At 39.9% G+C, this 20,644-nt stretch carries 15 protein-coding genes and 2 riboswitches; all 15 genes read right to left on the bottom strand.

The window, feature by feature from the left end:
- Positions 1 to 169: 169 nt before the first annotated feature.
- The 15 genes from metH to CWD90_RS03030 all read right to left on the bottom strand — a co-directional run bounded on the left by metH (position 170) and on the right by CWD90_RS03030 (position 20,370).
- Positions 170 to 2,884 (bottom strand): methionine synthase, encoded by a 2,715-nt coding sequence (metH, locus tag CWD90_RS02960; RefSeq protein ID WP_103474434.1) that lies wholly within the window; start codon positions 2,882 to 2,884, stop codon positions 170 to 172.
- A 43-nt stretch (positions 2,885 to 2,927) separates the two neighbouring features.
- Positions 2,928 to 3,869: a pyridoxal-phosphate dependent enzyme gene (locus CWD90_RS02965; RefSeq protein ID WP_103474435.1), complete on the bottom strand. Its 942-nt coding sequence runs from the start codon at positions 3,867 to 3,869 to the stop codon at positions 2,928 to 2,930.
- The gene (locus tag CWD90_RS02970; RefSeq protein WP_103474579.1) at positions 3,866 to 4,879 is read right to left on the bottom strand and encodes a homocysteine S-methyltransferase family protein; all 1,014 of its coding nucleotides are present in this window, start codon (positions 4,877 to 4,879) and stop codon (positions 3,866 to 3,868) included. The genes CWD90_RS02965 and CWD90_RS02970 overlap by 4 nt, the downstream gene beginning before the upstream one ends.
- A gap of 190 nt (positions 4,880 to 5,069) precedes the next feature.
- Positions 5,070 to 5,223, bottom strand: a riboswitch (SAM riboswitch).
- Between the two features lie 158 nt (positions 5,224 to 5,381).
- The gene (locus CWD90_RS02975; protein ID WP_103474436.1) at positions 5,382 to 6,446 is read right to left on the bottom strand and encodes an NAD(P)/FAD-dependent oxidoreductase; all 1,065 of its coding nucleotides are present in this window, start codon (positions 6,444 to 6,446) and stop codon (positions 5,382 to 5,384) included.
- Between the two features lie 78 nt (positions 6,447 to 6,524).
- Entirely contained in the window at positions 6,525 to 7,358 is an 834-nt protein-coding gene (gene cobA / locus CWD90_RS02980) for a uroporphyrinogen-III C-methyltransferase (RefSeq protein WP_103474437.1), read from the bottom strand.
- A gap of 2 nt (positions 7,359 to 7,360) precedes the next feature.
- Positions 7,361 to 9,451, bottom strand: a complete 2,091-nt coding sequence (locus CWD90_RS02985; RefSeq protein WP_103474438.1) for a HEPN domain-containing protein — start codon at positions 9,449 to 9,451, stop codon at positions 7,361 to 7,363.
- A 110-nt stretch (positions 9,452 to 9,561) separates the two neighbouring features.
- Positions 9,562 to 10,809 carry a sulfate adenylyltransferase subunit 1 gene (locus CWD90_RS02990; protein WP_103474439.1) on the bottom strand — a complete coding sequence of 416 codons (1,248 nt, stop codon included), beginning with the start codon at positions 10,807 to 10,809 and terminating at the stop codon, positions 9,562 to 9,564.
- Between the two features lie 75 nt (positions 10,810 to 10,884).
- Positions 10,885 to 11,784, bottom strand: coding sequence for a sulfate adenylyltransferase subunit CysD (gene cysD / locus CWD90_RS02995; RefSeq protein ID WP_103474580.1), 900 nt, complete (start codon positions 11,782 to 11,784; stop codon positions 10,885 to 10,887).
- A 122-nt stretch (positions 11,785 to 11,906) separates the two neighbouring features.
- Positions 11,907 to 12,530: a phosphoadenosine phosphosulfate reductase domain-containing protein gene (locus tag CWD90_RS03000; protein WP_103474581.1), complete on the bottom strand. Its 624-nt coding sequence runs from the start codon at positions 12,528 to 12,530 to the stop codon at positions 11,907 to 11,909.
- Positions 12,531 to 12,568: 38 nt separating this feature from the next.
- On the bottom strand, positions 12,569 to 12,838 hold the full coding sequence (locus tag CWD90_RS03005) for a DUF2061 domain-containing protein (RefSeq protein WP_103474440.1): 270 nt from the start codon (positions 12,836 to 12,838) through the stop codon (positions 12,569 to 12,571).
- 226 nt (positions 12,839 to 13,064) lie between these two features.
- Positions 13,065 to 13,475: an RrF2 family transcriptional regulator gene (locus tag CWD90_RS03010; protein WP_103474441.1), complete on the bottom strand. Its 411-nt coding sequence runs from the start codon at positions 13,473 to 13,475 to the stop codon at positions 13,065 to 13,067.
- 94 nt (positions 13,476 to 13,569) lie between these two features.
- Positions 13,570 to 14,739, bottom strand: a complete 1,170-nt coding sequence (locus tag CWD90_RS03015; protein WP_103474442.1) for a trans-sulfuration enzyme family protein — start codon at positions 14,737 to 14,739, stop codon at positions 13,570 to 13,572.
- A 298-nt stretch (positions 14,740 to 15,037) separates the two neighbouring features.
- Positions 15,038 to 15,361, bottom strand: a complete 324-nt coding sequence (locus tag CWD90_RS03020; RefSeq protein WP_103474443.1) for a GIY-YIG nuclease family protein — start codon at positions 15,359 to 15,361, stop codon at positions 15,038 to 15,040.
- Positions 15,362 to 15,557: 196 nt separating this feature from the next.
- Complete coding sequence (gene thrA / locus CWD90_RS03025) at positions 15,558 to 18,944, bottom strand: bifunctional aspartate kinase/homoserine dehydrogenase I (RefSeq protein WP_103474444.1); 3,387 nt, start codon at positions 18,942 to 18,944, stop codon at positions 15,558 to 15,560.
- Between the two features lie 133 nt (positions 18,945 to 19,077).
- On the bottom strand, positions 19,078 to 20,370 hold the full coding sequence (locus CWD90_RS03030; RefSeq protein WP_103474582.1) for an O-acetylhomoserine aminocarboxypropyltransferase/cysteine synthase family protein: 1,293 nt from the start codon (positions 20,368 to 20,370) through the stop codon (positions 19,078 to 19,080).
- 155 nt (positions 20,371 to 20,525) lie between these two features.
- Positions 20,526 to 20,636: riboswitch (SAM riboswitch) on the bottom strand.
- Positions 20,637 to 20,644 lie beyond the last annotated feature (8 nt).

The raw sequence follows: 20,644 nt of genomic DNA on the forward strand, positions 1-20,644 counted from the left end.
AGATATCGTTCCTATCCCTGCTGCAAAGTATTTCCCTTCTAATGCTAACTGAAGTTCAACTTCAACTTAAGTTCACATTTTCTTGCGAGACTTGCAACATGACCTAGAGATCTAGAGACCTACAAGGTTTTAAAAACCTTGCAGGTACATTCAACAACCTTGCAGGTCGCTAATCATCTGCAATATTGGGCGCCAACCACCTGGTGGCCTCCTCCAAGGAAATCCCTTTACGTGCTGCAAAATCGGCTACCTGGTCTTCCTTTATTTTACCTACTCCAAAATACCGGGCCTCTTCATTTCCAAAATAATATCCACTGACGCTGGCTGCCGGCCACATGGCCAAGCTCTCTGTCAATTCTACCCCGATCTTTTCCTTGACCCCTAATAATTCCCAAAGTGTCAACTTTTCCAAATGGTCCGGACAGGCGGGATAACCAGGCGCAGGTCTTATTCCCATATAGGATTCCTTGATCAGATCTTCATTGCTAAGCCCTTCATCAGTCGCATATCCCCAATGCTTAATCCGTACTTCCCTGTGCAAATATTCCGCAAAGGCCTCAGCAAAACGGTCTGCCAGGGCCTTGACCATAATACTGTTATAATCGTCCAGGTTTTTACGGTATTCGTCTGCCAATTCATCTGTCCCAAACCCAGTTGAAACACAAAAACAACCTATATAATCCTGTAAGCCGCTTTCTTTGGGAGCAATAAAATCGGACAAAGCAAAATTAGGTTTCCCCACATATTTTTTGGCCTGTTGTCTTAAAGTCCTAAAGGTAAATTCTTCCCCATTGTGGGTCAGCAAAATATCATCATCGTTGACCATATTGGCAGGAAACAACCCAAATATGGCTTTTGCTTGGAAAAGCTTACCATCTAAAATTTTCTTTAGCATTGCCTTGGCATCGTCAAAAAGTTCCGTCGCCTGTTGCCCTACTATCTTATCTTCCAAAATATCTGGGTACTTGCCATGCAGTTCCCAACTTCTAAAGAAGGGGGACCAATCTATATACGGCACCAATTCCCGAAAATCAAAATCCTCGATCATTTGAATTCCCAAGGACTTTGGGGTTACAATTTCCGCCTTTGACCAATCTAATTTATATTTATTTTTCCGAGCTGCCTCTAGTGTCAGATATTCTTTATGTTTTCCTCTGTTCAGGAATTTTTGTCTAAAATCGGCATAGTCTAATTTAATGCCCTCCTTATACTTTTGGGAAGCCTCCTTTTTTAAAAGGTCGCCCACCACGGTTACTGCCCTGGAAGCATCATTTACATGTACCACGGCACTTTTGTACTGTGGATCTATCTTAACGGCGGTATGTGCCTTACTGGTGGTAGCACCACCTATGAGCAATGGCACCGTAAAATTTTGCCTTTCCATTTCCTTGGCCAGAAAGACCATTTCATCCAAGGAAGGGGTAATAAGTCCGCTCAGACCTATAATATCCACTTTTTGTTCCTTCGCCGCATTAATTATCTTCTCTGGGGGTACCATTACCCCCAAATCTACAATCTCATAATTGTTACAGGCAAGGACCACACTAACAATATTTTTTCCAATATCGTGCACATCCCCTTTCACTGTTGCCATAAGAATTTTTCCGGCAGACGAGCTGCTTCCTTCCGGCTGCGGATTTTTAAGCTTCTCCTCTTCAATAAACGGTAACAGATAAGCCACTGCTTTTTTCATTACCCTGGCCGATTTTACCACTTGGGGCAAGAACATCTTACCACTTTGAAAAAGATCTCCCACCACATTCATTCCGGTCATTAAATGTCCTTCGATCACCTCTATAGGGGCTTTCACACTTAAACGGGCAGCTTCAACATCCTCTACCACATATTGATCGATTCCCTTGACCAAGGCCCGGGTAATCCTATTTTGCAAAGGCTCTTCCCTCCAAGAAAGATCTACCTTATTTTCCTTCTCCTTGCCGATTACGGTTTCTGCAAATTCCAATAAGCGCTCCGTTGCATCTTCTCTTCGGTTAAGGATTACGTCCTCTACCCGCTCTAAAAGGTCCTTTGGAATATCATCATACACTTCCAACATACTGGGGTTTACAATGCCAATATTCATACCCGCCTTAATAGCGTGATAAAGAAATGCAGAATGCATGGCCTCACGTACCGGATTATTGCCCCTGAAACTAAAGGACACATTGCTTACCCCTCCACTTACACTACAATAAGGCAGATTTTCCTTTACCCAAGCCGTGGCCTTTATAAAGTCGAGCGCATTTAATTTATGTTCGTCCATCCCTGTGGCAACAGGAAAGATGTTTAAATCGAAAATAATATCCTCGGGTGGGAACCCTACTTTATCCACCAAAATATCATAGGAGCGTTGGGTTATTTCCAATCGCCTTTCGTAATTATCCGCCTGCCCTACCTCATCAAAGGCCATAACAATGACAGCAGCGCCATAACGTCTAATTAATTTGGCATGATGTATAAACTCTTTCTCACCTTCCTTGAGACTTATGGAATTAACTATGCATTTTCCTTGAACAACCTGCAGACCGGCCTCTATAATTTCCCATTTAGAGCTATCGATCATAATAGGAACCCGGGCAATATCCGGTTCGGCCACAATAAGGTTCAGGAACTTTACCATAACCTCCTTCCCATCAATAAGCCCATCATCCATATTAACATCAATGATCTGAGCCCCTCCCTCTACTTGTTCGCGGGCAATATCCAAAGCCTCCTCAAACTTCTCTTCCTTGATCAATCTCAAGAATTTTTTGGAACCTGCCACATTGGTACGTTCCCCCACATTTACGAAATTACTTTCTGGGGTTATCACCAAAGGTTCCAAACCGGAAAGTTTTAAAAACCGTTTTGTACTATGTTCTTCCTTATCCTTAGTATTGCTCATTATTTATGTATTGACCTCAATATTAAAAATACAATGCGTATCCTTAAAATGGCAAATTTGATAGCTCCACATTACCTCCCGAGAGGATGATCCCTATTTTTTTATTCTTAAACTTTTCTTTTTCCTTTAATAAAGCCGCAAAAGGTACAGCACTTGATGGTTCTATCACCAATTTAAGCCGCTCCCAAATTAACCTCATGGCACTGATAATCTCCTCCTCCTCCACTCTAATAATTTCAGAAACCAATGCGACAATAATGGGGAAATTCTTGTCCCCCAAGTTTGTCTTTAGTCCGTCCGCGACTGTATCTACCGACGTATTATACTCTATTTTACCGCTTTTCAAGGCCCTAAAGGCGTCATCCACTTGCATTGGCTCACCACCAACGACCCTGCAATTAGTTCCAAAATAGTGGGCTGCCAATGCCGTGCCCGCTATGAGTCCGCCACCTCCAACAGGCGCCATAATATACTCCAAATCAGATTGATCCTCCAGGAATTCCAAAGCTGCAGTACCTTGACCTAATATTACATTAAGGTCATTGGAAGGGTGTAAAAAAACAGCTCCCTTTTCCAGTACTATTGCTGCTGCCGTTTTTTCCCTCGCCTCCAAAGTAGGTTCCGTAATAGTAACCAAACCTCCATATGCCCTAACTGCTTCAATCTTTACCGTTGGTGCACTGGACGGCATTACTATATAGGCATTCACTCCCAAATTCTTTGCTGCCAAGGCCAAAGCCTGACCAAAATTTCCGGAGGAATGGGTTACGACCCCTGCCTTTTTCTGCTCCTCACTTAACTGCTGGATGGCATTTATAGCACCCCGCATTTTAAAAGCACCCATTTTTTGAAGATTCTCACATTTAAAGAAAACTTCAGCCCCTGCCAATTCGTTCAACAAACGGGAGGTGAGCACTGGTGTTCTATGAACATATGGTGCAACCCGTTTTCCTGCTTCAAGAACAATTTGCCTAGAAGGTATCATACTTTATGCGCTTCTAAGGTATTAAGGGTTCTAGGGGAATAGTTCTTAACAATATCTGCCATCGCCTTTATATGTTCGGGAGTGGTCCCACAACATCCCCCAACAATATTAACCAAGTTCTTTTCGGCATACTCCTTGATCTGCATTGCCATCTCCTCTGGTGTTTCATCGTATTCTCCAAAGGCATTTGGCAATCCCGCATTTGGGTGGGCTGAAACCGCATGCTCCGTCTTCGCAGATAACACCTCCAAATGGGGTACCAACTGACTAGCTCCCAGGGCACAATTGAATCCTACGGACAAAATGGGAATATGGCTTATGGATATTAAGAATGCTTCCGCCGTTTGTCCAGAAAGGGTTCTACCAGAAGCATCGGTTATTGTCCCACTGATCATAATAGGCACGTCTATCTTTCTTTCTTCCTTTACCTCTTCAATAGCAAATAAAGCCGCCTTCGCATTTAAGGTATCAAAAACGGTCTCAACCAATAAAATATCTGCCCCTCCATCCAAAAGCGCTTCTACCTGTTGCTTGTACGCTATACGCAGTTCATCAAAAGACACCCCTCTAAAGCCGGGATCATTCACGTCCGGCGACATACTGGCGGTTTTATTGGTAGGTCCAATACTCCCTGCAACGAATCGTGGCTTATTAGGTTCCCTCGCGGTAAACTCATCCGCTACGGCCTTGGCTATTTTGGCCGATTCATAATTTAATTCATAAACCAAGGTTTCCATATGATAGTCTGCCATGGCTATAGTAGTACTGGAAAAAGTATTTGTCTCAACAATATCTGCACCGGCTGCAAAATACAGACGGTGTACCTCAGCGATAGCCTCAGGCTGAGTGAGGGACAAAAGATCGTTATTTCCTTGTAAGGGGTGTTCCCAATCCTTAAATCGCTCTCCCCTAAAATCTTCTTCCGTATATTTATGTCGTTGTAGCATGGTGCCCATAGCTCCATCCAACACCAAAATTCTTTCTTTAAGTACGTCTTGAATATTCTTCATATTACTTTTCAAAAATGTTTGTCCCCACATGGGGCAAACCATAATGCTATTATTACGTTACCCCAAATTACTTGGGAAACACAAAATTAAATAATTAACACCCTAAAACAATGGATTATACCACAGTTATCGGTATCAAAAAAATAAATAAAATCAAGTAAGGAAAAGTTTTAGACCAGCGTCTTTCTTTATGTTATCTATTCCAGTTTAAAATTCTAAACAAACAGAATAAAAACAGGATTAGAATGTAGCACCTTCTTTATTCTTCACGATAGGTATCGAAAAAGAAAAAAGGGTTGCTAAGGCTTCAACGGGTCTAGTCCCTCCGCCTTTCTTGATAACGTTTCAATGTATTAATGAACGGGTTGCAAAGTAACGCAACAGTGCCCTTAAAAGCAAGGAATCGCTACTTTTTTTTGAAACTCCCAAAAAATAGAATTCAGGAAAATCATTTAATATTTAAACCTGTCAGGTCGTAAAGCCTGACAGGTTTATATGGCTATTACGCCAATATACTTTGAACTACTTCTTTTTTAGCCTCCTTCTTGCTGCCGTCAAATCCTTCTACCCCACCAACAGTGGTATATTTCATTACATAACGCTTTCCAGGATTGATCAACTGGTAAGCACTCTGACACATAACGGCGGCTTCATGGAAACCAGACAATATTAATTTAAGTTTTCCTGGGTAAGTATTTACATCCCCAATAGCGTAAACTCCTGGAATATTGGTCTGATAATCGTAGGCGTTGTTCACCTTGATCGCATTTTTTTCTATTTCAAGTCCCCAATCGCCGATAGGCCCTAATTTTGGGGAAAGTCCGAATAGTGGAATAAAATTGTCCACCTCTACATAGCTTTCGCCTTTGGACTCATCATTGTGTTTTACCACTACGGCTTCCAAATTATCGTCTCCGTATAGTTTGATTACTTCTGCTTCAGTAAATAATTTTATCTTACCCTGCTTGGCCAGTTCAGCGGCTTTTTCTACAGAATCCAAAGCTCCTCTAAATTCATTTCTCCTGTGCACCAAAGATACTTCAGCAGCCACATCGGTTAGAAATATTGCCCAATCCAAGGCAGAATCACCTCCTCCAGAGATAACCACTTTTTTATTCCTATACACCTCAGGATCTTTTATAATATACGCTACACCCTTATCCTCAAAATCTACCAAATTGGGAATCAAAGGTTTTCTAGGTTCAAAAGACCCTAATCCACCGGCAATAACTACCACTGGAGCCTGATGTTTTGTCCCTTTATTTGTGGTAACCACAAAAGAACCATCATCCAATTTATCCAAGGTCTGAGCTCTTTCACCCAAGGTAAACCCAGGTTCAAAAGGTTGAATTTGCTGCATCAAATTTTTAACCAAATCACCGGCAAGAATTTCCGGAAATGCTGGAATATCATAAATAGGTTTTTTAGGATAAATTTCAGAACATTGTCCTCCTGGTTGAGGCAATGCATCTATAAGATGCGTCTTCAATTTCAACAATCCCGCTTCAAAAACCGTGAACAACCCTGTTGGACCTGCCCCAATTATAAGTATATCTGTCTTTATCATACTACTTTGATTAATTCCTAATTAATTATGACACCTATTTAGGCTTAAGCCTACTTAGTTGAATGTCTCTACTATTATTTACTGCGCCACTTCGTGGCTATTTAATATTTCGGTATAATTTAATAGGGTATTCCTATGATTGACCACCTCACCAATAATAATAATGGCCGGGTTGCTCAATTGGTCTTTAACTACCAGTGCTTCAATAGAAGCTATTGTTCCTACTCCTACCTTTTCATCTTGGCGTGTGCCATTTTGAATAATGGCAATCGGCATATCGGATTTCCCCTCCTTCTTAAACAGCTCAACAATCTCTGCAAGCTTGCTCATACCCATCAGTATTACTATTGTAGCATTAGATTTGGCTGCCAAGGCAACATCGGTGGATAGTTTATGATTTTTTGTAGTTCCTGTAATTACCCAAAAACTTTCGGAGGCACCTCTCTTGGTTACAGGAATGTTTTGGGAAGCAGGTACTGCAACTGATGATGAAATTCCGGGAACCATGGTTACCTTAAGGCCTTTACTGGCCGCAAATTCCATTTCTTCCGCTCCTCTACCAAAAACAAATGGATCTCCTCCTTTTAATCTTACTACATGTCCGGATGTTTTGGCCCTACTCACAATAAGCTCGTTTATTTGCTCTTGTTGATAGGCATAGCATCCTTTCCTTTTACCAACAAATATATGTTCGGCGTTAGGAGCATAATTCAATAGGGAGTCATCCACCAAGGCGTCGTACAATACCACGTCTGCCGCCTGCAAGGCCTTTATGGCCTTAAGCGTTATTAATTCCACATCGCCAGGTCCAGCCCCTACTACGGTCAGCTGCCCAAGTACATTAGCTTCCTTTTTTGAATCAAGGTCAGCTGACGTGGTATTAATATGAATATTATCCTCCTTACCAATCATTACTATACGTTTGTCAATTCTAATTTTCTGTATGTTTCCACATTTCCTAAAAATTCAGAAGCATCCTTTAAATATGCTTTGGCAAAGGCTTCTGTTGGGGCGTTCTGATTTAATTGAAGTACCATTTTCTCAAAGCCTTGATCCAATTTAAACTTACCAGTTGCTATAAATAGCTCATCAAAATCCTTAATAATGCTGATATGAGTATTTACCTTGGTATTTTCTGCAGTCAATAAAGCCTTGGCCGTATTCACCATTGATGAATAGGAATGATAGATACTGGCTGCCCATTTCTCGTCTTCCAAATTCAATTTTGCCGTTTCGATCTTTTCCTCACTGTCAAACAACAATGTGGCAATTAAATCGATTACTACTCCGGCACATTCTCCAACACCAATAGCTTGTTCATATTTTTCCGTAGTACCCCAATCAATAAAATCGGATGCCTCTAGGTTATCCACATCTGACAACGGCTTAAGGAAATCATAAAAATACATTTGACCTTTTTCCTCATAATAATCCACAAAGGATTTTCCGTTACCATTGGCATCAAAATCATCTAAAATGAACCTTAATGCTTCAGGGCCTCTTTTACTAGGTACCTTAATAACTTTATCTGCAAAACGACCGTTACCATCTCCTAAATTTCCACCTCCCAAAAGCACCTGAAGTGCGGGAGCTACTAATTTACCTTTTGTTCTAACGGACATTCCTTGAAAACCAATATTGGCCATATTGTGCTGTCCACAAGCATTCATACATCCACTAATCTTAATAACCACGTCCTGATTATTGATATAATGTGGGTATTCTGCCTTAATTACTCTCTCTAATTCATCAGCAATCCCAGTACTACTGGCAATTCCCAAATTACAGGTATCCGTTCCAGGACAGGCCGTAATATCCAATGCCGTATTGTACCCAACTTCGGCAAATCCTAATTTTTCCAATTCTTGATAGAAGAAGGGCACTAAGGATTCCTTAACATAAGGAATCAATATATTTTGACGCAAACTCAATCTAATTTCACTTGCTGCATATTTTTCTACTAGATCAGCCAATTGTCTGGCTTTTTCTACATAAAAATCACCCAATAATACCTTTATCCCAATAGCCACATATCCCTGCTGCTTTTGGGGAACCAAGTTGGTAGCCTTCCATACGTCAAAGGCCTTCTGATCCTTAATGGTAACTTCAGGAGCTTCATTCCCTGCAATATTTACCTTTGGATAAGCATCCGCATCTATTTCGTAAGTTTGGACAGGTATTGCCAATTGCTCTTCTTCCAACAACTTTTTAAATCCGTCCAAGCCAATATCCTTCAAAAGGAATTTCATTCTAGCCTTAGCCCTACTTTTTCTTTCCCCAAAACGGTCAAAAACACGAACTACACCTTCCATTAAAGGAATAATCTTGTCGGTAGGTAGAAAAGAATAAATTTCATCTGCATGTCTTGGCTGTGATCCCAATCCACCACCCAAAAGCACCTTAAATCCTTTTACACCATTCTCCACCTTGGCTATAAAGCCAAGATCGTGCATGTATGAAAGACCTGTATCCTCATCAGAGGAAGAAAAGGAAACTTTAAACTTCCTCCCCATTTCCTGACTTATAGGATTCCTTAAAAAATACTGAAACAAGGCATGTGCATAGGGGGAAACATCGAAGGGTTCGTTTGCATCTATTCCGGCAGTTTCACTGGCGGTAACGTTCCTCACTGTATTTCCACAAGCTTCCCTGATCGTAATATCGTCCTGTTCCAACTGGGCCCATAATTCCGGTGTACGGTTTATGTCCACATAATGGATCTGTATATCCTGACGGGTAGTTATATGTAGTCTTCCGGTTGAATATTCTTCCGAAACATCACATATCCTTCTTAACTGCTGAGAGCTAACTTTCCCGTAGGGCAATTTTATACGAATCATTTGGACACCAGGTTGTCTTTGCCCATAAATTCCCCTGGCCAACCTTAGGCTACGGAATTTTTCCTCGTCCAAACTACCGCCTTGAAATTCACGGATCTTAGCTTCTAATGCTATGATATCCTGTTCTACAACCGGGTTTTCCACTTCTGTTCTGAAAGTCCGCATGCTACTTTTATTTTTTGTTCAAATTGATTATTAATTTTAAAACCTTTAGCCCATAGGGATAATAGATTAAATTGGCAACAACACCATACCCCAAGGGGATGGAAGGAGGTTTAATTTATAAACCCAACTCCAGCTGTTGTATTGCTTTGATTATCTATTAGGATAAAAGAGCCATTGGTACGGTGATTCTTGAAAGAATCATAAAAAATAGGCTTATTCAATCTAAAGGTAACCTGTGCTATATCGTTCATTCCCAAGGCAGTGATAGATGTATCTATACCTGAGTAATCCGGATTAATTTTATGGTGAATGTTCTCTACCTTGGCCAACACCTTGTTCACTCCGTGCTGCACCACGTATTTTCCTCCTACGGTTAAATTTTGAGAATCCATCCATGAAACTGTAGCCGTAAATTGCTTGTCGATTGTAGGCAAATCACCTACTTTGACCAACATATCTCCCCTACTAACATTGATTTCATCTTCCAATGTTATAGTCACTGATGAACGTCTTGTTGCTGTTTTATACTTTTTGTCGTAAAAATAAATATCCTTGATCTTGGATTTGGTCATAGATGGCAAGACTACTACTTCATCACCAACACTAAGTTCACCGCCATATACCTTTCCAGCAAATCCTCTAAAATCATGGAATTCCTCTGTTTTAGGGCGTATCACATATTGAACCGGAAACCTAGGAGTTCCAACATTATAGATATCCTTTCTATCCAATCCCTCAAAATGCTCTAACAACGTTTGTCCCTTGTACCACGTCATTTCCTCTGACCTGTTAACCACATTGTCGCCTTTAAGCGCACTCACGGGAATAAAGGTGATTTTCTGATCTTGGTAATCGCGCTTACTCATCAGTTCCTCAAAATCAGCTTTGATCTCATTATATCTTTCCTCTGAGTAATCAACCAAGTCCATTTTATTTATGGCCACGATAACATCTTTTATCCTCAATAAGTTATTGATGAAAAAGTGTCTATTCGTTTGCTCTATCACCCCTTTTCTGGCGTCGATCAAAATGATGGCAGCCTGTGAGGTAGAAGCGCCAGTAACCATGTTACGCGTATATTCCACATGACCAGGAGTATCCGCAATGATATAACTCTTATTGGGTGTGGAGAAATAAATATGGGCTACATCTATAGTAATTCCTTGTTCTCTCTCTGCTACCAAACCATCTGTTGCCAAAGAGAAATCAAGATAATCATACCCTTTTTGCTTACTGGTCTTTTCTATGGCCTCCAACTTATCGTCTGTCAGCGACTTTGTATCATACAACAATCTCCCGATCAAGGTACTTTTACCGTCATCTACACTTCCTGCTGTTGCTATTTTTAGTACTTCCATTTCTTTTGTGTTTTGTAATTGGCTAGTATTCCATTGACAATTTTTACGAGCGTCAACCTACCTCAACTGCCGATTTTAAAAGTATCCTTGTTGTTTTCTTTTCTCCATTGCGGCTTCGGATCGCTTATCATCTATCCTAGCTCCTCTTTCCGAAATCTTAGATTCCCTAATTTCACCTACCACCTTTTCAATGGTATCCGCATGGGATAATACCGCCGAAGTACAGCTCATGTCCCCAACAGTTCTAAAGCGCACCATGCGCTCTTCCACCTTTTCATCTTCAGCACGGAAAACCACATCATCTTCTGCCGACCATATAAATCCGTCCCTTAGGAAGATATTTCTTTTATGCGCAAAATAGATGGAAGGTATTTCTATATCCTCTTGTTGGATATAACTCCAAACATCTAATTCCGTCCAGTTGCTGATAGGAAAAACCCTTACGTTCTGACCCAATTCGATCTGACCGTTCAACATATCGAACAATTCAGGACGTTGATTTTTTTCATCCCATTGTCCAAAATCGTCACGAACCGAAAAGATACGCTCTTTGGCACGTGCCTTTTCTTCATCCCTTCTGGCTCCACCAATACACGCATCAAATTTGAATTCTTCAATAGCATCCAACAAGGTAGTAGTCTGCAACATATTCCTACTGGAATATTTTCCAGTTTCTTCTACCACTTTTCCTTGGTCTATGGAATCCTGAACGTTACGAACAATCAATTCAACACCTAACTCCTTAACCAACTTATCCCTAAAAGCGATGGTTTCCGGAAAATTATGTCCCGTATCTATATGCATTAGAGGAAATGGTATTTTAGCTGGAAAAAAGGCTTTCTGCGCCAATCTCACCAAGGTAATGGAATCCTTACCACCCGAAAAAAGCAACACTGGTTTTTCAAACTGTGCCGCAACTTCCCTTAAAATATAAATTGCCTCGTTCTCCAAAGCATTGTTATTCAATACTTCCAATTCATTTGATTCGCTCACGTCTACTACTGTTTCCAATCCTGATTCTACAATGCTCACAATAATTATGTCTTTAATTGGTTTTCTTCCAAAGGAAGCATTCGCCAATTGTTAATATTCTTTTCTTAGGTATGCAGCCCACATTCCCGATTTTCCAAAACCTTGGTGGGGTCAAAATATTTATGCTCATTGGGCAAATTCCTATCCAGGAGATAAGCATCCAATTGACTATCGTTAAAATGATAAAACGGACTTACCTTTAAGACCCCGTCTCTACTTAAACTCAAAATATCCAAAGAATCCCTTAAAGCAGTCTGTCCCTGTCTAAGATTTGTAAACCAAACATCTGGCTTATGCTCTTCCATAGCTCTTCTAAAAGGTTCCAATTTAACCTGTTCCGTAAAAAGTTGATGCTTAGGATCGTCTATACCAGGAATTCCCATTACCGCATCCCTATGTGAGGACGTTTGTTTGGGAACATATAATTTTACATTTAAATGTAGCCTTGCAATTAACCCCTCGGCATGTTTGTAGGTATTTGGTGTATTATAACCAGTATCGCACCAAACCACAGGAATATTAGGGGCAACATCCGTTACCGCATGTAAAATAGCCACTTCATAAGGCCTAAAATTTGTTGTCACCAATGGATTCTCGGCATATTGAATAGCCCAAGAAATTATTTCTTCCGGTGGTATACCCTTAAACTGTTGGTTTAATTTATGTATTTGTTCCTCTGTAAATGCCATTGTCTCTGATTCTTTAAATTCTTTGGATTTAATTACCTCTACCTTCCCCAACTAATCTTGTTCCAAATCCTTTCATGGAAGAAATATAGCAACATCTTGGTAAACAACTCCACGACCCCTATAGAAAGTGCAACGGTCATGGTTCCTGTAACGATCCAAGAAATTAGGATGGTATCCAACGTTCCAATAATTCTCCAACTAATAGATTTAGCAATACTCCTTTTGGGATTTTCGGTTCTCTTATCAGCCTTATAGCTTTTAGTTGCAGTACCTGTATTATTATTTGCAATTAATTGATCAGCAATCATATGATAAAAAACTTAAATTTATTACCCTATCGATTTAATAGAGTAAGCAAAAATAGAAATTATTTTCAAAACACAATGATAAAAGCTTCATAAAATTCAACTTACCCTACAAATTTAGTAGATTAATAAAAAAGTCCATTAAAATTTGAAGATTATTAAAGCTTTATAAAGTATTTACTACACAATTTACATTGAATTATAGCAAATTTAAGTCGTACGCCCCACTTCAGGGAACCAAATCTGCAAGAGTGTTGTTCCTAAAAACTTCCAAAGTACTATCCCTCACCTGCAACATTAATTTATGCACAGAACAGCTGGCCTCATCTGGGCAATCCTCGCATTTTTCGTAGAAGTTTAAACTCACGCAGGGCACCATGGCTATAGGCCCTTCCAAAACCCTCATGACAGTAGTCATGGGGATATCCTTTGGTTCTTTTATAAGGTAATAACCTCCACCCTTTCCTTTTTTGGAACCCAGAAGTCCTGTTTTTCGCAAGGTTAGAAGAATACTTTCCAGAAATTTCTGAGAAATGTTCTCATGCTTGGCTATTTCAGAAATCTGAACAGGTGAACGCCCTTTTTGAGACGCTAAAAAGGTTAGTGCCTTTAATCCGTATTTAGTCTTTTTGGAAAGCATTCAGCGAAGATAAGGAAAATTAACATTGGTCTAAGACCCATCCTTATTTTACAAAATCAGATTTAGAACATGCGATGCTCTTAAAAGATACAGACTATTCCAGCGCTTGGGATATATCCTCAATAATATCATCTATATGCTCCAATCCTACCGATACCCTGACCATACCATCGGTAATACCAGATGCCAGTCTATCCTGGAGAGATAATTTACTATGTGTAGTCGACGCTGGATGGGTAACTATACTTCTAGAATCCCCTAAGTTTGCGGACAAAGACAACATTTTAATGGCATTAAAGAACTTTTGTCCGGCCTCTACCCCTCCCTTAACCTCAAAAGCCACAACACAACCACCAGCCTTCATCTGTCTCTTAGCTATTTCATAATTAGGGTGCGATTTTAAAAAGGGGTATTTCACCCAGTTAATCTTCGGGTGCTCTTCTAAAAATTCAGCTAATTTTAACGCATTATCACAATGTTTATCTACCCTTAGCGCCAGAGTTTCCAAGCTTTTGGACAGTACCCATGCATTAAAAGGTGACAGGGCAGGGCCTGTAATCCTTGAAAAGCGATACACCTTATCTATTAGAGCTTTGCTCCCAACGGTAATCCCTGCCAACACCCTACCTTGTCCGTCCATTAATTTGGTTCCGGAATGGATTACCAAATCGGCTCCAAACTTAATGGGCTGTTGTAAATAGGGAGATGCAAAGCAATTATCTATGATATATATTAAATTATGCTTCTTGGCGAATTTACCCAATTCTTCCAAGTCCAAAACATCCACTCCTGGATTGGTGGGCGATTCCGCATAGATTATTTTGGTGTTAGGGGTCAATAATCCCTCCAATTTATCCAGCTCATCTATTTTAAAATAGCTCGTGGAAACATTCCATTTAGGAAAATACTGAGTAAACAAACTATGGGTTGACCCAAAAATACTTCTAGCAGAAATAATATGATCTCCACTTTCCAACAAGGCCGCAAATGTAGAAAACACCGCCGCCATCCCCGACGCAAAGGCAAAACCATCCTCAGCCCCTTCCATCTTACAAACCTTATCTATAAACTCGGAGGAATTGGGATTGCTATACCTAGAGTAAATATTACGATCCTTTTCTTCTGCAAACGAGGCACGCATATCCTCTGCATCCTCAAAAATAAAACTCGAGGTTAAATACAAGGGGGTGGAATGCTCTAGAAATTGGGTACGTTCTGTCTGGGTTCGTATCGCTTCCGTTTCAAATTTAAAATTCTTCTTCATTATTTCTAATCTATCAAATTCTTATAATATCCATCGTAAAGGATAAGCATTTATTTCATTTTTATGCCAACTGTAATCCCGGTCAATTTTTCTAGCTGGACCTGTTGGTAGGGATATTCATAATGTAGGCCCACAACCTGATTCGATTTCGACTACGCTCAATCTCCGGCATTCCTCAACGGCTGAGCGGAGTCGAAGCCACATCCAAATTCTTTCATTCTAAAATCAGACCCGATTTCGACTACGCTCAATCTCCGGCATTCCTCAGCGGCTGAGCGGAGTCGAAGCCACCAATCGATTATGGTTTAAACTTCTCCTCTATATAATGTTTAAAGTGGGACTCATTTTTACATTCAGCAAGGCCATTTAATTTAGCTAAATCCCCATTTATCAACACCTCCTTTTTATTTCGACTCCAACCTTGAATTTGCTTTTCACGATAAAATGCCTTATCAATCCTATCATACTCCTCTACATACATCAACTTAACAGGAAGCCTCTTTTTTGTATGGTTAGCCCCCTTTCCATCATTGTGTTCCTTTAACCTCTTGTCCAAATCCACCGTACTACCACAATAATAACTTCCATCTGAGCATTCCAATATGTACAGGAAACCATTCACCTTTAAAAAATTAAAACTATTCTATCTCAAATAAGCAAATTTCGATTTCGACTACGCTCAATCTCCGACTATCCCCGGTGGCTGAGCGGAGTCGAAGCCACATCCAAATTCTTTCATTCTAAAATCAGACCCGATTTCGACTACGCTCAATCTCCGGCATTCCTCAACGGCTGAGCGGAGTCGAAGCCACAAATACCTAGCCCTTTTCTGCTATTCGTAAAATATCGCCAAAAACACCTCTGGCTGTAACTGCCGCACCTGCACCCGCTCCCTGAATAACCAATGGATGTTCCCCATACGATTCTGTATAAATTTCAATAATGGAATCGGACCCTTTTATTTGTCCAAGCGCACTCTCTTTGGGAACAGACACTAATTTAACTTCCAATTTTCCCTTTTCCTTCTGCAGGTCGCCTGATAGATCGCCCACATAACGCAAGACGTGATTTGGTTTTTGTGCTTTCTTTATCCTACTAAATTTTTCATCCAAAATATCCAATTGCTCCAGAAAGCTTTTTACTTCGCCACCTTGAAGTGACTCAGGAATTAAATTTTCAATTTGAATATCTGAAAACTCATTGCTAAGGTCCAATTCCCTGGCCAAAATCAATAATTTCCTTCCCACGTCATTACCGGATAGGTCCTCCCGAGGATCTGGTTCTGTGTATCCCAGTTCCATAGCTTCTTTTAAAATTGTAGAGAACAGGGCATCCTTTTCCGAAAAAGTATTAAAAATATAACTCAAAGACCCAGAGAACACTCCTTTAATTCTTGTAATATTCTCACCTGAGAGATGCAACAACCTGATTGTATCTATCAATGGTAATCCAGCACCAACATTGGTCTCATACAAATATTGCTTTTGATTCTTAGCAAGTTCTTCCCTGAGCAACTGATAATAATCGAAACGCAAGGTATTCGCAATCTTATTGGACGACACCAAATCAAAACCATTGTCCACAAAATCAAAATACGAAGCTACGAAGTCCTCGTTGGCCGTATTGTCTACCGCAATAAGGTTCTCTAAATGATTGTCCTTTGCAAACTTGAATATATCGTTTAAATTATAAGGCACTGCCTTGGTTTTCATGGAAGTTCTCCAGTTTTTAGAGATCCCATTTTTATTCAACAAAACCTTCTTAGAATTCGCAACCGCAAAAACGTTGATGTTAATCCCTTTTCTTTTTTCGATAGTCTTGTTAGACTTAAGCACTTGATCAATGAGGGTACCACCTACATTTCCATGGCCAAATATGGCCAAATTTACTTTTTTACTTATGCCAAAAATTTGACCATGGACCACGTTAAGGGCCTTGTGCAGATCCGATTTCTTAACCACTAAACTTACATTCTTGCCCGAAATGGTATTGTTAAACAACAATGGAACTACCTGATTCTTAATAAGGGCATTAAAAGGCTTATGAAAAGTGCTCAAATCCTGACCTACAATAGAAATAACGGAGACCTGATCAACCACGGTAATATTATTGATATCCTGTAGCTTAAAATCGGTTTGAAATTCCTCTTCCAAAGAAGTTTTGGCCAAGTTGGCATTTTTAGCGTCCACCACTAAACCAATACCCCTTTCAGAGGATCCCTGAGAAATAATACTTACACTAATATTATTATTGCCCATTGTTCTAAAGATACGGGCATCTACCCCAACCTTGCCCAATAGACCTCGGCCTTCCAAATTAATCAAGGCCATATTCTCTATTACGGACAATGACTTTATACCTTCCTTACTGGTCTTGGCACTTATTAAAGTACCTTCATTATCGTTGTTAAAGGTATTTAGGATCCGAAGTGGAATATTCTTTTCTATTAATGGAATAATTGTCTTCGCATGCAGGATGTTGGTGCCAAAATTCGCCAATTCATTGGCTTCACTGTAGGAAAGTTCTGAAATTCTTTTTGCCTCTGCCACCAAATCTGGATTAGCCGTAAAAATGCCGTCTACATGAGTATAGTTCTGCAGCTCCTCTGCATTTAAGTAATTGGCCAATAAAGCGGCCGAGTAATTACTCCCATTTCTACCCAATGTAGTTGTTTCGTTAAGTTCATTGGAGGCAATGAAACCAGTAGTCACCATTACGGCATCAAGTTCCAATTTACCGAACTCCCTTTTTACATTTTCTTTGGACAAAGTCTCCAGAACTTTTGCATCACCAAAATTGGAATCTGTTTTAATAAGCTGTCTGGAGTCCATAAATTTGGCATTGACCCCTTTCCCTATAAGTAATTTTGTTACCAATTTTGCCGAGAGCAATTCTCCATATGCCAATACCTGATCCTTTATTTTAGGACTATAATCCCCTAACAGAGCTACCCCTTCAAACAATTTTACCAATCCCTTAAATTCCTCTGAGAGATTGACATTGCCATAGGCATGCTGTTGATATTTCTCAAATAGCTCAAAATCCTCTGCATAATCCAACCCCTTGGCGGCCTTGTTCAACATGGCTTCCAATTCATCAGTAGCCTTATTCCTAGCGGAGACCACTACCGCTATATTTTCACCATTCGCCACCTTATCGGTAACAATCCGCAAAACACTATCCAGTCCTTCTCCATTAGCCAAAGACTTGCCGCCGAACTTTAGCACCTTCACCTTTTTAGACCTGCCGTTTCGGTCGAAAATGCCCTTTAACAACTCCTCCATTTGATTGAACTCGATCAAAAAGGCATCGTGCCCGTGAAGGGAATGAATTTCACCATAGGTTACATTACTATTGGCTTGGGCCAATTTTTTAAAGGTATCCTTATTTTCTTGGGCCGTAAAAAAAAGATCTGAATCTACTCCAATGATATGGATATTGGTATCGCTATTTTGAAGATTAATAAAGGCTTCCTCCCCTTCCCTATTGATATCAATGGTCTTTAACAATTGATTCATTAATTTATAGGCAGACAATTGAAAACGCTCTTGTAGCTTCTTACCATGGTGTGTTAACCAACTCTCCACATTGAAGACTTTCAACTCCTCATTGGTACTTCTTTTAAAGCGGTCATTAAAAGATTCAGGTGTCCTATAACACAGCATTGCATGCATACGCGCATCATGCACCGGCTGTTTGGAATTCACTAAAAACTGTTCCTGTATCTGGCAATTGGCAATTAGCCAGTCCGTAGACTTCCAATCGGACGCTACTGGAATAAGATGTTCCGTTAAATGAGGATCTAAAGCTGCCATCTCCCAAGCTATACCCCCCCCTAAAGAACCGCCTATCAGGGCATAAAGCTTACTTGTTTTTAAAGCCTCCAATCCCAAAAGAAAAATTTTGGCAATGTCCTTCGCTACAAAATCCTTATAATTTTCTATAACAAATCCATCATACCCATTCCCTGGAATATTAAAGGAAAGAATAGTGTATTTCTTAGTATCTATACATTTACCATCCCCGACCAATGTCGTCCACCAACCATTTTCTCCAGCCACATCAGAGTTACCTGTTAGGGCGTGGTTTACCAGTATAATTGGTGCGGAATGCAAGGGAAGGCCAAAGACTTCGTAAGACAAGTTAATGTCCAATGTTTTGCCGCTATAAGTAATGTATTTGTTTATTGAAATATGATGTAGCATAAGTTATTTGTACAAGTAATTATTCCTGAAAGAACACTGCATTGCTTTTTAAATGATATGGGAGTGCCTTGAGATATTAAATTCTGCACTCCCATATTACTTAATCAATGACCATAAAAAAATAAAATCATTTTTACGCCAAAACCGATTTATCAATGACCGAAAAGGCTTGCACCAAATCTGCCTTTATATCTTCAATATCCTCCAAACCTACACAAAGACGTATCAGATCTTTTGTAACTCCTGTTGTTTGTTGGGCATTGTCATCCAATTGTTGGTGGGTAGTACTGGCTGGGTGGATAATTAAAGATTTAGTATCCCCTATATTGGCCAATAAAGAGAATAATTTGGTTTCGTCAACAACCTTTTTCGCCGACTCAAACCCTCCCTTAACTCCAAAGGTCACAATACCACTTTGTCCGTTTGGAAGGTATTTTTTGGCCAACGAATAATAAGGACTGGTTGGCAGACCTGGATAGTTCACCCATGCCACTTCGTTCCTATCCTGCAACCATTTCGCCAATTCCAATGCATTTTCACTATGTTTCTTGATACGCAGTTCTAAAGTCTCCAATCCTTGAATAATCTGAAAGGCATTAAACGGACTCAAAGCGGCGCCAAGGTCTCTTAAGCCTTCTATTCTAACCTTTGCAATAAAGGCAGCGGCCCCTAAAACATCGTGATAAACCAATCCGTGATATCCTGCAGATGGCTCTGTGAATTCTGGAAATTTTCCACTACTCCAATCAAAGGTACCTGCATCAACAATAACACCACCCATAGAGGTGCCATTTCCGTTTATATATTTTGTAAGTGAATGTATAACAATGTTTGCTCCGTGTTCAATAGGTTTCACCAAAGCACTAGTGGCCACTGTATTATCTACAATAAAAGGTATTTTTGCCTTTTTAGCTACTTCAGATATCGCTTTCAGGTCCAATACATCCAATTTTGGATTCCCTAAAGATTCCACAAAAATTGTCTTTGTATTTTCCTGAATGGCGTTAGTAAAATTCTCTTCGTCCCCAGGCTCTACAAAAGTGGTCGTTATACCAAATCTAGGCAAGGTTACTGCCAATAAATTATAAGTACCTCCATAAAGACTACTAGAAGCCACAATATGGTCACCTGTTTTCAATAAAACCAATAATGCTGTTGAAATAGCAGCTGTACCTGACGCGGTAACTACACTTGCAAGTCCACCTTCCAAAGCCGCCAAGCGCTGCTCTAGAATATCATTGGTTGGGTTGTTAAGTCTGGTGTAGATAAATCCAGGTTCTGACAAATTAAAAAGATTTGCCGCATGATCAGAATTGTTAAATACATAGGCGGTATTTTGATAAATGGGTACAGCCCTGGTTCCAGCTGTTAATTTTGTGTCATGTCCAGCATGCAATGCATTTGTTGAAAATTTTTGAGTACTCATGATTTCTTGTTTTTTTATATTATTAAAATAGCTAAAATAAAAAGCCAAAACAAATAATGCGGACAATGCAATATTGTAAAATCAAAAAGTTAAAAAGAAAGTCAATTACAGAAGTAACCGTTAGTGTTATCTGCCATGGACACTGCAAAAATCTCCAATTAATTCTGGAGCAGCATTTAGGTAGAATTTAGCACCTTCTTTAATAAATGACTAAAGGGTTGCTAAGGCTTCAAAGGGTCTATTCCCTCCACCTTTCTTGATAACAATTCAATAA

It is taken from the genome of Arenibacter catalasegens (assembly GCF_002909235.1).
Taxonomy (GTDB): Bacteria; Bacteroidota; Bacteroidia; order Flavobacteriales; family Flavobacteriaceae; genus Arenibacter; species Arenibacter catalasegens.

What these genes read in the sequence shown, in the direction of transcription:
- metH (WP_103474434.1), bottom strand. Translation starts at nt 2,884, where the DNA reads ATGAGCAATACTAAGGATAAGGAAGAACATAGTACAAAACGGTTTTTA.
- CWD90_RS02965 (WP_103474435.1), bottom strand. Translation starts at nt 3,869, where the DNA reads ATGATACCTTCTAGGCAAATTGTTCTTGAAGCAGGAAAACGGGTTGCA.
- CWD90_RS02970 (WP_103474579.1), bottom strand. Translation starts at nt 4,879, where the DNA reads ATGAAGAATATTCAAGACGTACTTAAAGAAAGAATTTTGGTGTTGGAT.
- CWD90_RS02975 (WP_103474436.1), bottom strand. Translation starts at nt 6,446, where the DNA reads ATGATAAAGACAGATATACTTATAATTGGGGCAGGTCCAACAGGGTTG.
- cobA (WP_103474437.1), bottom strand. Translation starts at nt 7,358, where the DNA reads ATGATTGGTAAGGAGGATAATATTCATATTAATACCACGTCAGCTGAC.
- CWD90_RS02985 (WP_103474438.1), bottom strand. Translation starts at nt 9,451, where the DNA reads ATGCGGACTTTCAGAACAGAAGTGGAAAACCCGGTTGTAGAACAGGAT.
- CWD90_RS02990 (WP_103474439.1), bottom strand. Translation starts at nt 10,809, where the DNA reads ATGGAAGTACTAAAAATAGCAACAGCAGGAAGTGTAGATGACGGTAAA.
- CWD90_RS03000 (WP_103474581.1), bottom strand. Translation starts at nt 12,530, where the DNA reads ATGGCATTTACAGAGGAACAAATACATAAATTAAACCAACAGTTTAAG.
- CWD90_RS03005 (WP_103474440.1), bottom strand. Translation starts at nt 12,838, where the DNA reads ATGATTGCTGATCAATTAATTGCAAATAATAATACAGGTACTGCAACT.
- CWD90_RS03010 (WP_103474441.1), bottom strand. Translation starts at nt 13,475, where the DNA reads ATGCTTTCCAAAAAGACTAAATACGGATTAAAGGCACTAACCTTTTTA.
- CWD90_RS03015 (WP_103474442.1), bottom strand. Translation starts at nt 14,739, where the DNA reads ATGAAGAAGAATTTTAAATTTGAAACGGAAGCGATACGAACCCAGACA.
- thrA (WP_103474444.1), bottom strand. Translation starts at nt 18,944, where the DNA reads ATGCTACATCATATTTCAATAAACAAATACATTACTTATAGCGGCAAA.
- CWD90_RS03030 (WP_103474582.1), bottom strand. Translation starts at nt 20,370, where the DNA reads ATGAGTACTCAAAAATTTTCAACAAATGCATTGCATGCTGGACATGAC.